14 protein-coding genes are annotated in these 17,693 nt (G+C 37.5%); 8 read left to right on the top strand and 6 right to left on the bottom strand.

What is annotated here, in order from left to right; translation table 11 throughout:
- Window positions 1–192: 192 nt before the first annotated feature.
- From ACOCEA_RS07770 to ACOCEA_RS07750, 5 genes are all read right to left on the bottom strand, one after another.
- Entirely contained in the window at window positions 193–1,515 is a 1,323-nt protein-coding gene (locus tag ACOCEA_RS07770; protein ID WP_420755659.1) for a 2TM domain-containing protein, read from the bottom strand.
- A gap of 3 nt (window positions 1,516–1,518) precedes the next feature.
- A complete protein-coding gene (locus tag ACOCEA_RS07765) occupies window positions 1,519–2,142 on the bottom strand; it encodes a hypothetical protein (protein WP_420755658.1) in 624 nt (207 codons plus the stop codon).
- 200 nt (window positions 2,143–2,342) lie between these two features.
- On the bottom strand, window positions 2,343–3,473 hold the full coding sequence (locus ACOCEA_RS07760; RefSeq protein WP_420755657.1) for a Gfo/Idh/MocA family oxidoreductase: 1,131 nt from the start codon (window positions 3,471–3,473) through the stop codon (window positions 2,343–2,345).
- A gap of 8 nt (window positions 3,474–3,481) precedes the next feature.
- Window positions 3,482–4,345 carry a sugar phosphate isomerase/epimerase family protein gene (locus ACOCEA_RS07755; protein WP_420755656.1) on the bottom strand — a complete coding sequence of 288 codons (864 nt, stop codon included), beginning with the start codon at window positions 4,343–4,345 and terminating at the stop codon, window positions 3,482–3,484.
- A gap of 26 nt (window positions 4,346–4,371) precedes the next feature.
- Complete coding sequence (locus ACOCEA_RS07750; RefSeq protein WP_420755655.1) at window positions 4,372–7,866, bottom strand: PVC-type heme-binding CxxCH protein; 3,495 nt, start codon at window positions 7,864–7,866, stop codon at window positions 4,372–4,374.
- Between the two features lie 170 nt (window positions 7,867–8,036).
- Here ACOCEA_RS07750 and ACOCEA_RS07745 point away from each other — a divergent pair, with 170 nt between their 5' ends.
- Window positions 8,037–8,906 (top strand): AraC family transcriptional regulator, encoded by an 870-nt coding sequence (locus ACOCEA_RS07745; protein ID WP_420755654.1) that lies wholly within the window; start codon window positions 8,037–8,039, stop codon window positions 8,904–8,906.
- 32 nt (window positions 8,907–8,938) lie between these two features.
- Window positions 8,939–10,489, top strand: coding sequence for an NAD(P)/FAD-dependent oxidoreductase (locus tag ACOCEA_RS07740; protein ID WP_420755653.1), 1,551 nt, complete (start codon window positions 8,939–8,941; stop codon window positions 10,487–10,489).
- 5 nt (window positions 10,490–10,494) lie between these two features.
- On the opposite strand, the gene ACOCEA_RS07735 is transcribed toward ACOCEA_RS07740, so the two are convergent.
- Window positions 10,495–11,916 (bottom strand): C-type lectin domain-containing protein, encoded by a 1,422-nt coding sequence (locus ACOCEA_RS07735; RefSeq protein WP_420755652.1) that lies wholly within the window; start codon window positions 11,914–11,916, stop codon window positions 10,495–10,497.
- Between the two features lie 206 nt (window positions 11,917–12,122).
- Here ACOCEA_RS07735 and ACOCEA_RS07730 point away from each other — a divergent pair, with 206 nt between their 5' ends.
- The 6 genes from ACOCEA_RS07730 (at window position 12,123) to ACOCEA_RS07705 (ending at window position 17,611) form a co-directional block, all read left to right on the top strand.
- The gene (locus ACOCEA_RS07730; RefSeq protein WP_420755651.1) at window positions 12,123–13,430 is read left to right on the top strand and encodes a DEAD/DEAH box helicase; all 1,308 of its coding nucleotides are present in this window, start codon (window positions 12,123–12,125) and stop codon (window positions 13,428–13,430) included.
- 49 nt (window positions 13,431–13,479) lie between these two features.
- Window positions 13,480–14,172 carry a Type 1 glutamine amidotransferase-like domain-containing protein gene (locus tag ACOCEA_RS07725; protein ID WP_420755650.1) on the top strand — a complete coding sequence of 231 codons (693 nt, stop codon included), beginning with the start codon at window positions 13,480–13,482 and terminating at the stop codon, window positions 14,170–14,172.
- A 270-nt stretch (window positions 14,173–14,442) separates the two neighbouring features.
- Window positions 14,443–14,778, top strand: coding sequence for a hypothetical protein (locus tag ACOCEA_RS07720; protein WP_420755649.1), 336 nt, complete (start codon window positions 14,443–14,445; stop codon window positions 14,776–14,778).
- A gap of 621 nt (window positions 14,779–15,399) precedes the next feature.
- Complete coding sequence (locus tag ACOCEA_RS07715) at window positions 15,400–16,119, top strand: DUF6090 family protein (RefSeq protein ID WP_420755648.1); 720 nt, start codon at window positions 15,400–15,402, stop codon at window positions 16,117–16,119.
- A complete protein-coding gene (locus tag ACOCEA_RS07710) occupies window positions 16,116–16,874 on the top strand; it encodes a DUF6090 family protein (protein WP_420755647.1) in 759 nt (252 codons plus the stop codon). The genes ACOCEA_RS07715 and ACOCEA_RS07710 overlap by 4 nt, the downstream gene beginning before the upstream one ends.
- Window positions 16,871–17,611 carry a DUF6090 family protein gene (locus tag ACOCEA_RS07705; protein WP_420755646.1) on the top strand — a complete coding sequence of 247 codons (741 nt, stop codon included), beginning with the start codon at window positions 16,871–16,873 and terminating at the stop codon, window positions 17,609–17,611. The genes ACOCEA_RS07710 and ACOCEA_RS07705 overlap by 4 nt, the downstream gene beginning before the upstream one ends.
- Window positions 17,612–17,693: the final 82 nt, after the last annotated feature.

Genomic DNA, 17,693 nt, shown 5'->3' with positions numbered 1-17,693 from the left:
CTTCAAAGTTCTTTAAAAGAAGAACTATTTAAAAAAGGGAGTTACCCAACTGTATATTTTTGAGGATGGGTTGTAACTTACGCTACTAGTTACTTAATAAATCTTGGTCTTAATGAGGAGCTTGACAGAAATTAAAGCTCAAAATGGGAGTGTCCTTTTAATTAATATAATCCTATTTTAACGGAATCGGAATTAAAAATCATCTTTCTCCATCAACTGGCGAAGCTTCTTTTCCTCCCACCTTTTACCCCAGAGAGGATGATATCCAAAAGCCTCTAACCCATGGGTCAACAGACCAAATCCCCAACCTACAACGGGAAAGATTATCCAAGGGAAACTTGTGGTATTATAGTTTAATACTGCAAGGCAGGGTATTACAATACAATAGGCTATAAGATTGCCATAAAAGCCTTTAATATTCTCAACTTTCTCCTTGGCCTTTTGATAACGCTTGTCCTCAATGAAATCCTCTTGGGTTTCCACAATGGATACTTTCTGGGTCAGCATGGGAAGAATTACGGTGAAATTGGTAGCCGTTTTTTCAATTTCCATTTTACGCGTACTTAAGAGCTCGTAGCGCTGTTGAATATTTTGCAATCCTACTCCACTACTCTTTTTTACTACCTGTTTTTCCTGTAAGTTGTTGGTTACTTTTAATTGTCCGTCATCCTCAAAAATTTTAATATGTAGGGGTTTTGCGGAATTCACAATATTATGTTTTACGGCATTTTCAAGTAACAATTGTAAGGACAAAGGCACAATTTTAGCCTCTGGATTACAGGATTTTTCCGGGATATCTAAAATAATACTATCCTCAAATCGCATTTTCAGGAGCTTCACATAAGTCCTTGCAAACTCTAATTCCTCATCTACGGAAACCAAATCTTTATTTTTCTGTTCTAGCACATAGCGATATACTTTAGAAAGGGAAGTAGTAAATTTTTGCGCCTGATGGGGGTCTTCTTCAATTAGACTGGTCAACACATTAAGACTATTAAAAAGAAAATGTGGGTCCAGTTGATTTTTAAGTGCGTCAAATTTGGCAGATGCCGCACCGGCAATAATTTTTTGCTCCTTTACCCGGTTCTCTTGTAGCGCCTTGTAAAAGTGAAAAGCATGAAGAAATAAGGAAATCATAGCCGTTAAGCCTATAGCGAACACATAAGAGGATGATGCTTCGTTCTCTAAAAAAAACCGAAATGAATTACCATATATCACCAAGGATAAAAACACGCGCATAAGTCCAAAGGCTAAAATTGAAAGGATTATGGAACCGATCGCCCCTACCCAAAGACGTGTCCTGGGCTGCGTTGCCCAATCATATCTTATGGAAACACCATCATAATAATAGGCGTTCACCAGAGTTAGTACAAAACTGAACAAAAAACAAATACCAAAATACCTAAGGAATACCGCCCAAGAAAAGAGCTCATCGAGAAAAAAAAACAAATTTAGCAGGGTTACCCCTGCTGTAATATAAATTGATATTCTTAACAATTTTAGAAACTTCTGCATTGCTTAACCTTTACACTTTTCAAATGTTTCCATTGCCCTTTCCACACCCCAATTAGGATGGAAATGACTTTCTGGTTTAAAGTTAGCAAAAAGTTCCAACGAACGTTCTACATCTTTACAGTAGGGGGCTAAATCCTGTCCAAAATACCTTGCGGCACCCATGTCCCATTCGGCTTTTGAAAATACAACCCTAGGGTTCTTAGGACCTAATTTAATAGCTTTCGCATATAATGCCGCTACTTTTCCAGAAAGTGTCATCCCGTACGTGGCACCATCAAAAATAATCCAAGCGGTATGCATCATAGCTTCTTGCACCAAAATTTCTGGATTATCTGGGGAAATAACCTTAGCCAATTCCAAGAACTCCCTAGCTTTATCTAATTGTTGTTTTAATCTAGCTTCATCCTTTTCATCAAATGACATTACGGTATTCACCTGCGCCACGTAGTAATAAGGCAACCAATTATCCAGCTCCACTGAGCTTATGCGTTCAAACAAATTGGAAGCCGCAACAGGTTTTCCCTGTCCCCATAATTCAAATGCCTTTTGCATACCTTTGGTATATTGATCCTGGGCATTCATCCATGCAGAGAATAGAACCGCTAGTACTAGTACCTTTTTTTTCATGACTACTATTTTTTAATTTTTATGGTACAAAATTGAGCCAAGAATCATAGGACTAACAATGAAAATTACTGAACTGTAGAAATTACGTGATGAATTGTTCGAGTGGGATTTCATTTCACTAGAACCTATTATAAACCCATAAAAAAACCGAAATCATAACATAGTGATTCCGGTTTTTTACGTGGTTGGCTGTATCTTACTTAAGATGACAATGTAAAACTGGGCAGTTTTATGATTTCACCTCCTTTTTCAGCTGATTCATGCGCCAAAATACCTACACAAGTTATGTTTGCCGATTGTTTTGCGTTAGGATAAGGCGACTTGCCTTTCGCCAGTGCATCAATAAAAACATGCACTAAATGTGGGTGTGATCCTCCATGACCTGCACCTTGTGTAAAAGACAAGTGTTGATTTTCATCTTCATCATAAACCCCTTTTGTTGTAAAGTCCTGTATTTCTTCTGGTAGTAATTTCGCAAAATCTGGACTCTGTACTTCCTCTGGGATTTCTGCCTCTGGCTTTTTAGCGGTATGAACCACTAATGGGTTTCCTTCTATTAATGGCCATTCCACTGATTTTTTGGAACCATATACCTCAAAACTCTCACGGTATTGTCTAGCGACATCAAACAATGAACGATAAACCTGTGCACTCAAGTCCGAATTTCTGAACTTAATATGGGTCGTCTCAACAGCATAAGGTGAATTATAATGGCCAATAAGTTCTTCTCGTATTGTACCTGAACCAAAACAAGAGACGTATTCCGCCTCATCCCCTGTTAATCCTAAAACAGGACCCACACAATGGGTAGCGTAATGCATTGGCGGTAAGCCTGGCCAGTAATTTGGCCATCCATCCATATCTTGTTGATGACTGGCCTTTAGAAACTGTACTTTGCCCAACTCCCCATTATCGTACAATTCTTTCATATAAAGAAATTCACGGGCATACAGCACGGTTTCCATCATCATATACGTTAGCCCAGATTTTTCAGTTAGCTCCACAATCTGTCTGCATTCTTCAACTGTAGTGGCCATAGGCACTGTACATGCCACATGTTTACCCGCTTTCAGCGCTTTTATAGACTGCTCACCATGATTTGGTATTGGCGTATTGATATGAACTGCATCTATATCTGGATCTTGTAATAGTTCATCATAAGATGTAAACCGTTTTGGAATTTCAAAGGCATCCGCCAATTGGTTTAATTTCTCCTCATTACGCTGGCAAACCGCTACCAACTCCGCATTTGGGTGTTTTTTGTAAATAGGTATAAACTCAGCACCAAATCCCAAACCTATAATGGCAACTCTTATTTTCTTTTTACTCATATTAACTATTATTGGTTGTTAAACGTATTCATTAAAAATTCTAGCCCTTTACTCGCAAATTCATCTTGACTGTCGGCCATATGCTTCCAAATACACACCGCTGCCGCAAGTTCCTTTATTTCTGGGGTAAAACTCTCAATTACCACTGCGCCTTGATAATTTATATCTTGTAATCCCTCTTTAAATTGATGCCAAGGCGTTAATCCTGTACCCGGAATTCCCCTGTGGTTTTCTGATACCTGAAGATGAACAAGCTTATCCCCTACCGTATTTATTGCTTGCCTAATATTGCTTTCCTCAATAGTCATATGGAAGCCGTCTAACAAGACTTTAGCTGATCTGTGATTAATATCATTTACCAATCGCATAACGTCATTGGCAGTATTTACCATATCGGACTCGAACCTATTCAAAGGTTCCAATGCGATACTAAGTCCCTTTTCATCTGCCATGTTACAGACTTTATACAAATTGGAAACCGCCAACTCCCATTCCCTTTTTCTTTGGTCTTGAGATACCATTCTAGCTTTACCCACAGCAGAATACATAGGCCCTGCCAAAAATTGCGCACCCAATAGGTTACAGAGATCAAAACATTGTTCCAAATAATCAAAGCATTGTTGATGCACCTTAACATCATCATGGGTTAAATCCTTACTTGGCCCAAATGCACCGCAAACACTTACTTCTAGACCACTATCTATTAATGCCTTTTTAACTTCTTGTCCATCTACTAATTTTGGATCTTCAACAGGTATTTCTACCAAATCATAGCCAAGAGCCTTTATTTTGGGAAATAATGTAACCGATTCTGTATTAAAAGGGGATTCCCATAACCATGTACTCGCCCCTAATTTTAGTTTTTGTTTCATTCTTTTAAACTTGTAATGGTGAACTCTTACTTGACGATCATTACCCCTTGCATTATTCTCCAGTGCCCTGGAAAAGTGCATATAAATGGATATTTTCCTGGTGTAGTAGGTGCGGTAAACTGTAAGGTTACCGTATCATTTGGATTAAGTAATGCCGTCGCAAACAAAACCTCGCCCATCTGTGGTACATAATTTAATTGTGCAGCATTGGGGTCTACCGCCATTTTATCTGCTGCTGCCCCAACTTTCTCCATAGCCCCAGGCATGGTTATAACCAGATTATGTTGCATGAAATCTGGGTTTTGCAACTCCAAAGCTACTTGCTCACCTGCGTTGACAGTGAATTCTGTAACATCGAACTTCATTTTGTTAACAATAGTCTTGATCACTATGTGTTTGCCGGCAACATTGGCTTCCTCTTTTTCATCACTTAATTCACTACCCGTCTCTCCATTATTTTTAATAAGTAGTTCTGCCATTTCATTAACAGAAATAGCACTTTGTTTCTTGTTGGCATAGTTTAATTCCACTTTGTATTTCCAAGTCCCGACAAGACTTGTCCTAGTGTCTTCTGACCTAAGGTTCAATTGCCAAGTATTACCATAAATACCGCCTTCACCGCCGGTATCATCTACTCTTACAGCAATGGTATTCATACCACTTTTAAGAATCCCCTCCGGAATTTCATAACTACGTGCCGTACTATAACTGGCAATCATTCTTCCAACTTCCACACCGTTAACATAGGTGATATCAGAATCATCAATTGGTCCCAATGATAACACCCCAGGTTTATTGGCAAGGTTAGCTGGTAGGTTTAGTGTCTTTCTAAACCAAATCACCCCATCAAGTTCCAAGCCTGCATCTTCTATATATTGGGGTATCTCCATGGTATCCCAATCACTGTCATCATAGGCCAACATACTTGGAGTGATGTTGTTAGATACCTCTATTTTAAAATTAGGATTTTCCTTTTTAAATGCATTTATGAATCCTCCCGAATGCGTTGATGATGCAGCAAATAAACCCTTGAAAAGCCAAGGATCATTCATGGTATTTTCATTTTTGGACATAGCATATAGTATGTTCCCTATTTTTTGTGATGAAGACCTTTCGGTAAAATATGTAAGTGCGGCCAATTGCACCATTGGTTCTCTATCCTCCAAGGTTTTTGAACTAAACAAAGCTTGATCGGTTTCAACAGTTTTAGGAAGTATTTGTACAGCTGCCCTACGAACACCACTAGCTTTATGGAAAAGTGCACCTTGTACTACTCCTAATGCATTTTTATCATTTTCCAAAACTCCTAAACCATTTATGGTCCATAGCGCATGTAAGGCGGCATTATTTAGACCGTTGGCATCTACCTCATCGGTATTAACCAACCTATAAAGGTCATTAAGTATGTCATTTTCCCCACGTTCCACCAGTAATCTTTGGGCCGTTAGTCGCCAAAATTGATTGTCATGGCTTAATGTAGCCAATAATTGCTCTCGGTTTTTTATTGATAATTCCAATGGTTCGTTTTCATAACCGTGCTTAGGAACAACTCTCCAAATTCTTCCTCTAGATTTGTCCCGTAATGGGTTTACATAAGCATTGCCATCACCATTTACGGCGTCATAACCTCCTCGGTCTGCACTTGGGGTAGGATTATGCTGTACTATGAAATTATACCAATCTGCCACCCAAACTACACCATCAGGCCCTGTCTTAGCTTCTACAGGCGAAACCCATTCATCACTAGATGCAAATAAATTTCCAGCATCTTCTTCTGAATACCCAGCACCATCTTTTATTATAAGTGCTTGATGCACTAAACCTCCCGTAGGTTCGCAAACAAATGCGATTTTATTCCAATAAGTACTCGGGTAATTACGTGCCGTATAAAAATGATGTCCCGCAGCAGCCGTAAATCCTCCAAAAACATCCACCTGTCTTACATTAGGGGTAATTGGTTGCATGTCATAATGACCATCAATTTTTTCGCTACCTGCTAAATTTAAGCCCTTGACATTTTTGAAGGCCCTATTTGGCAATCCTACAAAAACACTATGGGTATTATTAGCGGTAGATGCAAAAAGTGAATTATCCTCAGTAATTCCCAATCCCCAAGTATTGTTACTGGTATTTGTGAGCACTTCAAATGTTTTATCCTTTGGCTCAAAACGATAAACCACTTGAGCGAACTTTTCTTCCTTATCAAAAATCTTACCTTCAAAACCAGAGTACCCAACCACACCATATAAATTATTATCAATACCATATTGAAGGTTAGATGGTCCGGCATGAGTATCGCGAGTGCCCCAACCGTCAATTAGTACTTCCCGTACATCTGCGATATCATCACCATTAGTATCTTTTAAAAAGAGGAAGTGAGGCGCTTGTGAAACTAAAATTCCACCATCGTAAAACGTAAAACTTGTGGGGATGTTCAGGTTTTCCGCAAACACGGTTACCTTATCTGCCCTACCATCCCCATTGGTGTCTTCTAGTATTTTTACCTTATCATCACCTATATTATCATCGTTTCTCACTGTATTTGGATAATCTACAGTTTCTATAACCCAAAGTCGTCCTCTTTCATCCCAATTCATAGCTATTGGGTTTATGATATCGGGCTCCGATGCAAATAACTGCACTTCAAAACCTGGCGGAACCTGAATTAATTTTTTTGACTCCTCTGGAGTTAATGGTAATTGATATTTAGGTGCAGGGTCTCGTTGTTCATAATTTGGAATATTGTCCCTAGATTCATAACTAAGTGTTGGCATATCTACCATATATGCCTCCCAGTTGTTTTTCACATTATCGTCAACGGCCCATAAAATACCTGATTTCACCAACTCATGAAATCCCGGATTACCCCATGTACGCTCATCGTGCCCATAAGCAGTATAAAAAACTTTTCCTTCCCCTACTTCTTTAACCCATGTCCAAGGCTCTTTATGATCTCCTTCTATACGTTCCATCAATACAGTTATATCACCTGCAATTTTATCATGTACATAGGTTTCGTCCCAAGTTTCAAAAGGTATTAATTGCTTGGTTAACATATGATCATTGGTTGTCATATGAGTAGTAAATGTTCCTGTTTCATGACTCATGAACTGTGCCCCTACTAAATCTATATACTCTGGTGAGTTCTTAAAACAAAAACTTGCGGAGTGCAATGGAATAAATGCCTTGCCTCCTTTTACAAAATCTAAAAGCGCTGTTTCTTCCTCTTTGGTTATAGTTTCATGATTGGCGTACACAATAAGCCCGTCATATTTCTCTAAGTTCTTTTGATTAAGATCGGATGGTTTTTCAGAATAGGTAATATTAATCCCGCTTTTAGTCAATGCTGAAGCTAAAATGGGATAATAAGCCCTGGAATTATGATGTTCTACACTATGGCCCAAAAACAATATTTCTATTCTTCTAGGCTCATCGTCTTTATACTCCTTTTGCTGGGTTCCACAAGAGGTTATAAACAACACTAATAGTAGATAGGGAATTTTAAATTTGAGAATTTTCATGACGTCATATATTTTCTGTTACCAATATTACACAATATTTAGGATTAAAAAATACTCTTATTTACCCCATACCGACTATATTATATCTTTATTTATAAAAAATGCCAATAATAATGATACATTAGTATGATTATTTAAATTTATCTATATTTTGAATTAATAACAGAACATTGAAATCTGCCTTACAAAAATCCCCAATTCCGGAGACCCGTGCCTACCTTGCCAAAACCTTAAACGAAGCTGTTTTTGATCCTCATTGGCATTTTCATTCAGAATACCAACTTTTTATGGTGCTTAAAGGAAGTGGCACTAGATTTATTGGGGATAGTGTAAAATCCTATAAACCAGGCGATATTACCTTTACGGGGCCTAACCTACCACATCTGTGGAGGAGTGATGAGACGAACGAACAAGAACTCAACATTGCATGGTCTGAGGGTGTTGTTGTTTATTTTAAAGAGGATTTTTTCAGTAATAAACTAATAGATTCTGAGGAAGCCATTAGAATTAGGCAAATTTTCCATAAAAGCTTACGTGGAATGGAGTTTAAGGGACAAACAGCATTGACATTAAAATCACTGATGCAAGAATTGGTACCCATGCGGGGATTTAAAGGTGTACTCCAATTAATGAGGATTCTTGATGTTATTAGTAGGTCAAAAGACTATAATCTTCTGGCAAGTCCTGGCTATTCCAATACCTTGAGGGAAGCGGACACAGAGCGTATGTATAAAGTATATGCATTTGTTATGAATCATTTTAAGGAGAAAATGTCTATTGCACAACTGGCACAGCTTACTAATATGACGCCAACTTCCTTTAGTCGTTATTTTAAGGTGCATGCCAATAAATCCTTTTCTGACTTTGTTAGTGAAATAAGGATTGGGCATGCTTGTAAATTACTTATAGAGGCAAAAATGAACGTTTCCCAGGCCTGTTATGAGAGTGGATTTCAAACACTTTCCAATTTTAATAAACAGTTTAAAGCAATCACCAAACGAACTCCTTTAGCCTATAAAAAGGAATATGAGGTTTACTAGAACAATCCTTTAAATTCAATTAATTTTGCAACATGGTCAAAAATGCTCAAATACGATTAACGTTAGAGGAAGAAGCGCAAGAAGGAAGCCTTAAAAAGAAAACCGCCAAATATCTTGGTTTAGGGGATCGGTCTTTTTATTTAAAAATACTTCGAAAATCCATTGACGCAAGAAAACCAGAAATCTTTTTTAATTATAAACTGGCCGTTTTTATTGACGAACCTGCACCCAGCAATACCCTAAATTTTGAATACAAAGATGTATCAAAGGCCAAACCAATTCATATTGTAGGTTTCGGACCAGCAGGAATGTGGGCAGCACTAAGATGCTTGGAACTTGGTTTTAAGCCCATTGTTTTTGAAAGAGGCAAAAATGTAAAAGACCGAAGACGAGATTTAAAAGCGATTAATCAAGACCATAAAGTAAATCCTGAAAGCAATTACTGCTTTGGCGAGGGTGGCGCGGGAACTTATTCCGATGGGAAACTATATACCCGAAGCCTTAAACGTGGTGATGTTCGTCGGATTTTTGAAAGCCTTGTATTTCATGGCGCTACTGACCAAATTCTGGTAGATGCCCACCCGCATATCGGCACCAATAAACTACCAAAAGTTGTTAAGAATATTAGAGAGGCCATATTGCATCACGGTGGCGAAATTCATTTCAATACCAAGGTGACCGATTTCATTATTAAAAACAATACCTTAAAAGCAATTATTTTAAATGAAAAGGATGAAATGGCCGTGGAACGCGTTATTTTGGCTACCGGACATTCCGCTCGCGATATTTTTGAGCTTTTACATAAAAAAGAAATTGCGCTAAAGGCTAAATCCTTTGCCATGGGTGTACGTGTAGAACATCCACAACAAATAATCGATAGTATTCAATACCATTGTTCTGGCGAACGTAGCAAATTGTTACCGGCAGCTTCATATAGTTTGGTAGAACAAGTAAAGGAAAGAGGGGTTTATTCATTTTGCATGTGCCCAGGTGGATTTATAGTTCCTGCCGCAACCGCTCCAGGTGAAGTGGTTGTGAACGGTATGTCTCCATCTAAACGAAATAACCTATTTGCAAACTCCGGTATTGTAGTGGAAATCAATGTGGATACCGACATTCCTAAGTATGAGAAATTTGGCGCATTAAGAGGACTGGAATATCAGAAGAACTTAGAACGCTTGGCATTCACTTCAGGCGGGCGCACACAAACTGCTCCTGCACAGCGTTTAACCGATTTTGTCGAAGGGAATTTATCGACGGACTTAAACCCAACCTCATATCAACCAGGATTGAATTCCGCTCCCTTACACTCGCTATTGCCAAAATTAATTGGTGGAAGATTACGTCAAGGATTTAAAGCTTTTGGAGATAAAATGCATGGGTATTACACATCGGAAGCTAATATTGTAGGTGTAGAATCTAGAACCTCATCCCCCGTTAATATCCCTAGGAACGAACAATTGGAACATCCTGTTGTAAAAGGGCTTTTTCCTTGTGGAGAAGGCGGAGGTTATGCGGGTGGTATCGTTTCTGCTGCAATGGACGGGGAACGATGTGCAGAAGCGGCTACTAAAGGTTTATAATGTTTTTAATTCCTTTTTACCCTAAAAGTTATATTGCGGTTGGTAATCACGGAACACCCCATTATCAGTGTAGTTGTCAAGGTAACATTTATAACTGGGTCACCAGTCATGCCCCCATACTCTACCACGTAACCTTGTGCAGCATAGGCACCTCCGCCACCAGTATTGGGTAAATCATTCCAAGAGCCCTCTACACCCACACTGTTATCGGTAATATGCGCATAATTTTCTTGTCCAGGTGTACTAGGGCCATCTGGAAAGTCATTTGGTTCGCTATTGTTCCAAAAAGCAAAGGTTAATTCTGTGCCACCGACCCCACCGCTCCAAAATTGAGTACCAGCTTCAGGACCTGTCACCCAACGCCATTCACCTTCCACAGCGGCATCCGTAGCCCCAATCCAACCAACACCAAGTGCTTGAGAACCTGAAAAATCTGCCTCTTGTTGTGAAGTCAGGGTCGCTAAATAACCTTGTAATCCATAATACGTTCTTGAAGCTGCTGCTGTTTCTGCCACAGTCCAAGTAATGCCTGGTGCCGCGACAAATTCATAATAATGTTGGGTTGTAGGCAAATAATTTGCCTCACCTACTGTAATAGAAAACTGCCTAATACCACTTGGATTTGCTGAAGTACTAGAATAATTGACTGCAGAAATAGCGGTTTCAAATTCTGTATATGTTGCTGGCCCTACCAAAGATAATTTTCCTTGCAATGCATCCCAGGAAGCGGTAATATTAGGGTGTGACCCTATTAATGTTAATAAATCCTCACCATTAACATAGCCAGTTGATATTTGAATATGAACTGCATCGGTACTTGTATTATCAACATCTGTAATACTTATACTTTCCACAATTGGCTTGGAACTTCCTCTACAATACCTTTGATACCCATAACCAGTTACCTCAGGTGGCGTGGTAGGGTATTGAATATTGAACATTACATTGTCAATTAACATGGTCTCTGAACCACTCCAACCACCACTTCCCGTCTTAAATCGTATCCCGGAATTCGCGGATAATTGAGAAGGATTAAGTGAATAGCTCAACGAACCGCTACCATTTAATGTAGTAATGGTTGAATATGCTGTACCATCGAATAATTGAACATCCACTCTTTCGTTTCCATCGGTTCTATTATAGGTAAAAGTTAATGTACCTGAAATAGCTCCTGAAAGATCAAGTGTTCTGGTAATTTCCCTATCATCTAAATTTTGAAGCCGTAATTGATTACTTTGAATACTTATCCTTCCACTTGAAGGGTCTGTAGTTTCATTGGTCTCTACCCATGAGGTAGAAAAATTTGCTGTCCCTGAATTGTTCGAATAACTACCCGAATTAAAATTGTCTATATAAGTTTCTTGTCCTTTTACAATTACATTAATAAAGAAAATCATAATTACAAGCACTATGTATCTAGAGTTCATTTGGTGGTATTCTTTATATATAATGGCGGGGAACTACGGGTTAAACTTAAAAGGAATTGAAGAATTACATAAATTTTTGTTGTAAATGGCTGAAAAAACAGTGTTAACGAATAAAATATTCACTTTTTTTAATATTACTAAAGCCTTTAACGCTATAAATGATTAAGTCAAATGAATAACCGTACCTTTGCCGCTTATAAAAATTTATGACATTTAAAGAACTCGGCCTTGCAGAACCCATTCTAAGAGCCTTATCGGCAGAAGGATATACCAATCCAACCCCAATTCAAGAAAAGGCCATTCCCATTTTACTAAAAAGAAAAGACCTACTAGGTGTAGCACAAACAGGAACTGGTAAAACAGCAGCTTTTGGTATTCCTATTTTACATCATTTATATGAAGGGATCAGCTTAAGTACCACAAAAAGAAAAATAAAAGCTTTAATAGTAACCCCAACTAGGGAACTTGCCATACAAATTGGTGAGAGCATAACCGCTTATGGCATACACACTGGATTAAGAAACACGGTAATTTTTGGGGGTGTAAAACAAGCCAAACAAGTAAACGCCCTTAAAAACGGAGTAGATATTTTAGTTGCTACCCCAGGTAGATTATTAGACCTTATGAATCAAGGTTTTATTACATTCAAGGATTTGGAATATGTGGTTTTAGATGAAGCTGACCAAATGTTAGATATGGGCTTTATACACGACATCAAAAAAATAATTGCCAAACTACCCCCAAAAAGACAGTCGCTTTTCTTTTCAGCTACCATGCCAAAAGACATTGTTGAACTTTCTAGAAAAATGCTGGGCGACTTTGAACGGATCACTATAAAACCAGAACAGGCTACAGCTGAGAAAGTAGAACAAGGCGTTTATTTTATTAGCAAACAGAATAAGCCAAAACTATTGGTACATCTTATTAATGAAAACCCGGAAAACACGCTAATTGTATTTTCTAGGACAAAGCACGGTGCCAACAAAATTGTAAAAAAACTGGATCAGGCCGGTATACGGTCTGCCGCTATACATGGAAACAAATCCCAAGCTGCACGACAAAAAGCTCTGGGAAATTTTAAGGATGGTAAGTTAAAAGTATTGGTTGCTACGGATATTGCCGCGCGTGGCATTGATGTAGAGGACCTCTCATTAGTAGTGAACTACGATTTACCCAATGTGTCTGAAACCTATGTTCACCGCATAGGACGTACAGGGCGTGCAAACGCTAGCGGTATAGCAATTTCATTTTGCGATAAGGATGAGAGACCTTACTTACGTGATATTGAAAAGCTGATAAAGCAAGAAGTACCCCGAATGCCCGAGCATCAGTTTACCGATGAAGATGCTGAAGATAACACTATCGATAGACCAGCACAACAACCTAGTAAACAAGGAAATCCACGAAACAAAAACAGAAATTCCCATAGACCAGGAGGTAACAACTTTCGAGGTAAGAACAATAGAAATACCAACAGACCTAAAAAACGAAATGATTCTGGCAGAAGCGAATAGCTTCTGTTAGAAAATCATTTTATCTTTAACCAATAATCTCATTTAAAAAATGAAAAAGCAATTGGTTATATACGGTAGCGGAAGACATACCGTACCTTTTTTAAATTATATCGCAGAAGCTACAGGGAAGAAAAAACCCAATATGTGCTTTATTCCTACTGCTAGTGGTGAAGACCAAGCCTACATAGATTCATTTTTTGAAGTTTGTTCGCACATTAATGTGATACCACATGTAATGCGTGTTTGGATAAACTCATACGACCAAAAAGAATCTTTCGACGAAATTATTTCCAGTATGGATGCCATTATCGTGGGGGGTGGTAATACGCTAAACATGCTGGCTATATGGGAAGCGCAAGGTATAGATATTGCCCTAAAAAAAGCTTATGACAATGGGGTTGTTATGGGAGGTGGCAGTGCAGGATCTTTATGCTGGTTCAATGCAGGCACTACTGATAGTAGGCCTAAGGAATTAAGCATTGTAAAGGGCATGTCCTTTATTGACAGGAGCCATTGTCCACATTACAATTCTGAAACATCCCGAAGACCCCTTTACCACAACAATATCCTTTCTGGCAATCTTACCGATGGCTATGCTTGTGATGACCGATCCGCAATACATTTTATTAATGAACAGGTCCATACCTCCGTTTCTTTGGACAGCAACAATCACTCCTATTTTGTTTTCAATAATGCTGGAGAAATTATTGAACAAAAAATAGAAGGGTCGGTTTTAGTATAAATCCCTTTAATACGATAATCCCGTACTTTTTTTGATTTACCTCTAAGACTTTTGTAGCGTTGGCATATTGCTGGTGTGATTACTAAAAGTGTTATAAGCATAGCACATTTGGTGCCTATTTTCTTATTATTATTGTATATTTAAAATGTTTAGAATTTGCAATTCGTTTCCCCTTAGGGTTGCAGTAAACATTAATATGGTGGCTTTATTTTGTGGTTATAGATGCTATTTCCAACTGAAACAAAAAATACAACCCTTTAAACCTCAATAATGGTAAATACAAGCAAAACCTGGTCTAAGCATGAATTAAAAATTTACATGCTACTACTATGTGGGCAAGCAGATTCAATGTTATCTCAAGAAGAACTAAATCTCATTAAAAGTAAGACCGATAACGAAACGTTCGAATCCCTTTACCGGGAATTTAAAATGGATAACGAAGATATCAGTATTCAAAAAATAGAAACTTCGGTTGGCAAGCACCAATTTAGCCATATGGAGCTGGCAGATTTAAAGAAAGAATTCAATGAATTGTTCAATTCGGATAGCAAATTCTCAGCGGCGGAACGCTATTTGAGTAAAATACTTGACAATATCGTTTATTAAGTTTTAGCATTGCTTCTTTTTAAGTCTATACAATTATGCTCGTAACTTTTAATTCTATTAGAAGGTTTTAGCGCATAAAACGACATTTTTCTATGTTCTATTTAACCTATTAACCTGTTATGCCTGATCGCTTTCTTTCCTCATTTAAAACTATTTACGGTAATAAGACAGGTAATGGTAATTTACCCTAATTTAAACATATTAAAAGATTTCCTAACTTTCACAGTTTTGGTAATTAAAGCGTCCTCAGTTATCAATAAGACTAGCTACGATGTTTCTTTCTATTTTAGATTTTTAAAAAAATGGGAGGAGATATACATAAACTAGACAGATGGGCACAAGTAGTTTATTATACTTTTAAATTTTACAGCACTTTGCAGACGAATAAAAATTCGCACTCTCATAAAAAAATTAAAGATCTATTTTTAACCTAACCAAACGAACACAATGAGATGTTAAGCTATTTTTTGAATCCATGAAACAAAGGGAAATGATAGGTCTTATTCACCAAGAAATAACCTTTGGTCATTCAGGACGGGTCAGTAATCGCTATAACGACAGCCATAGGATTTGTCTGGAACTCATGGATTCCATTTGTGAATATCTTAAAAAAATCAAGTAATGAAAGTGTTCCGTACCATACGCTATAAATTAAGTAAACAAAACAAACTACATAGGTATTTAAAATACGCTTTTGGCGAAATTGTGTTGGTGGTTATTGGTATTTTGATCGCTTTACAGATCAATAATTGGAATCAACAACGCCAACAGAAAAAACAACTAAGGGCAATCTATAAAATTATTCTAGACGATTTAAATAGAAATGTAATTGAAGTGGACTCTTTTATTGTAAACTATGAAGCTATAAGAAAACCATCTTTTGAGGCTCTTGTTTCTGGCAATCCTACGCTACAAGAAATAAAGGCCAATGCTGTGTTATTTTCTAAAATCTTTAACGGCTATGAAGATATTGCAGTAAACACCAGAGGCTTTGATTTGTTTAAACAGCAATCTATTCCAGTGCTTTTAGATCAAGACCTGTCATCAAAAATTGATGAATTTTATAACGATCATCTTATTGAGATAGATATTGCACAAAATGAACTGACCACAGCATTCACCTATAATAACAGATACTTTGAGAGCCTTGATTGGAGTGTTAAACTCTATTTTGAAAAAAAGACCGAAGGCTATTTTAATTATCTCGCGAAAGAACCAAATGCAAAAAGAAGAGCTGGCAGCTATTATATCTATTATTCTATTTATATAAATGAATTAAAAAGGTTTAGAGACCAAGCAGATATACTCGTTCAAACCATAACAGAATATTTGGCAAAATGATTAAATTCTTTAGAAAAATCCGTCAGCGTATGCTAAAAGAAAATAGAGCTACTAGATATACAATTTATGCCCTTGGTGAAATTGTGCTGGTAGTCATTGGGATTTTGATTGCTTTACAGATCGATAATTTGAATGAAAGAAATAAAATCAAAAAACTCGAGCAACAACTATTAAAAGGATTATTGACCGAATTCGAGTCTAATCTTCAATTGTTGGACGATGCCATTTACCTGAACAACGCAAACATAGAAAACAGCATACGACTTGGCGAATATACGGGACCTTCAATATCGGACATCAATGAAAAAGAACTTTCGCAATTAATGGTGGGGATATTTAAAAATGAGCCAAGGTTTTCGCCAAATCAGGGTACGGTACAAGAGGTCATAAACTCGGGCAGATTAAGCATACTATCGAATGCACAACTTCGCAAGGCCATATCCTCATGGCAATCGACACTCGAAACCGTGAAGCGCCAAGAAAACTACGTTGTGGAAAGGCGCGATGTAGGGCACGATTTCTTTTTGAAGGAGGGAAATTTTAGAAGGCACGTTGATTTGATAGACGATGCACTGCTCGACGCAAAACCCAGTAAATTCCCAAATAACAATTTCAAATTTTTGGAACAGCAAGAATTTGAAAGTCAGCTCTACCTGTTTATAGTAGCTTCTAGAAATTTGGATGTCGCTTTTTACGAGCCCCTAAAAAAAAGAATTGAACAGATTATTGAGCTAATAAAAAATGATATACTATGACCCCTTTTTTTAGAAAAATCCGTCAGCGTATGCTCAAAGAAAATAGATTTACGAGATATACGATTTATGCCATTGGTGAAATCGTGCTCGTAGTCATCGGTATTTTGATTGCCCTTCAAATCAACAATTGGAACGAAGACCAAAAACTAGAGATCAAGACCCAAAATTATTATAAACAGCTACTGGAAGACCTGAACAAGGATAGAACATTTGCAGAGCATACCATTATAAAGTTTGAATTGCAGAGAAAAGCCTATCAAGACTATCTCAACAAATTCAAAACCTACCAATTTACCATAAAATCCATGTACAAGGATTTACTAAACTTGAACCCAGAATCTTACGCACTCAACTTCAATACAAGTACTATTGAATCGCTCCAAAATAGTGGAGAAATAGTAATTATTCCACCTCTTTTAAGAAATAAGCTGCTAGACCTAAAACGGATGCAACAAAAAATTACCCTTGACGAAAGCTTGGATAATAGGGGTAAAACCGGCGTAACGGAACGCCTTAGTATGCTTATTGGGTCAATGAGTCTAGAAGAAAGATTAGGAAATCAAAAGGAATTGAAGGAATTGTTCAACATGGGAAAAAACAATACAGATATCATTCTAGGTATAGAGGCCGTTCAAGATTGGATGGACTTTTCCGAGAAAAAATCCATTAGGTTATTGAAAGATTTATTGAAAGAAATAGAAAATGTTGAAGAACTTATTCGTAAAGAACTAAAATAATCATGATCAAATTCTTTCGATTATCTAAATACTATTTTCCTAAGCAAAATCAATTGTCCGGTAGACATTTGGTTGAGATAGC

Origin of the sequence: Maribacter luteocoastalis, from assembly GCF_048890225.1 — a bacterium.
In the GTDB taxonomy this organism is placed as follows: domain Bacteria; phylum Bacteroidota; class Bacteroidia; order Flavobacteriales; family Flavobacteriaceae; genus Maribacter; species Maribacter luteocoastalis.
Note: the sequence above shows the minus strand (reverse complement) of the source record. Positions and strands in the feature narration are given on the sequence as shown.

Coding starts and splice junctions, on each gene's coding strand:
- ACOCEA_RS07770 (WP_420755659.1), bottom strand. CDS start 1,515: ATGCAGAAGTTTCTAAAATTGTTAAGAATATCAATTTATATTACAGCA.
- ACOCEA_RS07765 (WP_420755658.1), bottom strand. CDS start 2,142: ATGAAAAAAAAGGTACTAGTACTAGCGGTTCTATTCTCTGCATGGATG.
- ACOCEA_RS07760 (WP_420755657.1), bottom strand. CDS start 3,473: ATGAGTAAAAAGAAAATAAGAGTTGCCATTATAGGTTTGGGATTTGGT.
- ACOCEA_RS07755 (WP_420755656.1), bottom strand. CDS start 4,345: ATGAAACAAAAACTAAAATTAGGGGCGAGTACATGGTTATGGGAATCC.
- ACOCEA_RS07750 (WP_420755655.1), bottom strand. CDS start 7,866: ATGAAAATTCTCAAATTTAAAATTCCCTATCTACTATTAGTGTTGTTT.
- ACOCEA_RS07740 (WP_420755653.1), top strand. CDS start 8,939: ATGGTCAAAAATGCTCAAATACGATTAACGTTAGAGGAAGAAGCGCAA.
- ACOCEA_RS07735 (WP_420755652.1), bottom strand. CDS start 11,916: ATGAACTCTAGATACATAGTGCTTGTAATTATGATTTTCTTTATTAAT.
- ACOCEA_RS07730 (WP_420755651.1), top strand. CDS start 12,123: ATGACATTTAAAGAACTCGGCCTTGCAGAACCCATTCTAAGAGCCTTA.
- ACOCEA_RS07725 (WP_420755650.1), top strand. CDS start 13,480: ATGAAAAAGCAATTGGTTATATACGGTAGCGGAAGACATACCGTACCT.
- ACOCEA_RS07720 (WP_420755649.1), top strand. CDS start 14,443: ATGGTAAATACAAGCAAAACCTGGTCTAAGCATGAATTAAAAATTTAC.
- ACOCEA_RS07715 (WP_420755648.1), top strand. CDS start 15,400: ATGAAAGTGTTCCGTACCATACGCTATAAATTAAGTAAACAAAACAAA.
- ACOCEA_RS07710 (WP_420755647.1), top strand. CDS start 16,116: ATGATTAAATTCTTTAGAAAAATCCGTCAGCGTATGCTAAAAGAAAAT.
- ACOCEA_RS07705 (WP_420755646.1), top strand. CDS start 16,871: ATGACCCCTTTTTTTAGAAAAATCCGTCAGCGTATGCTCAAAGAAAAT.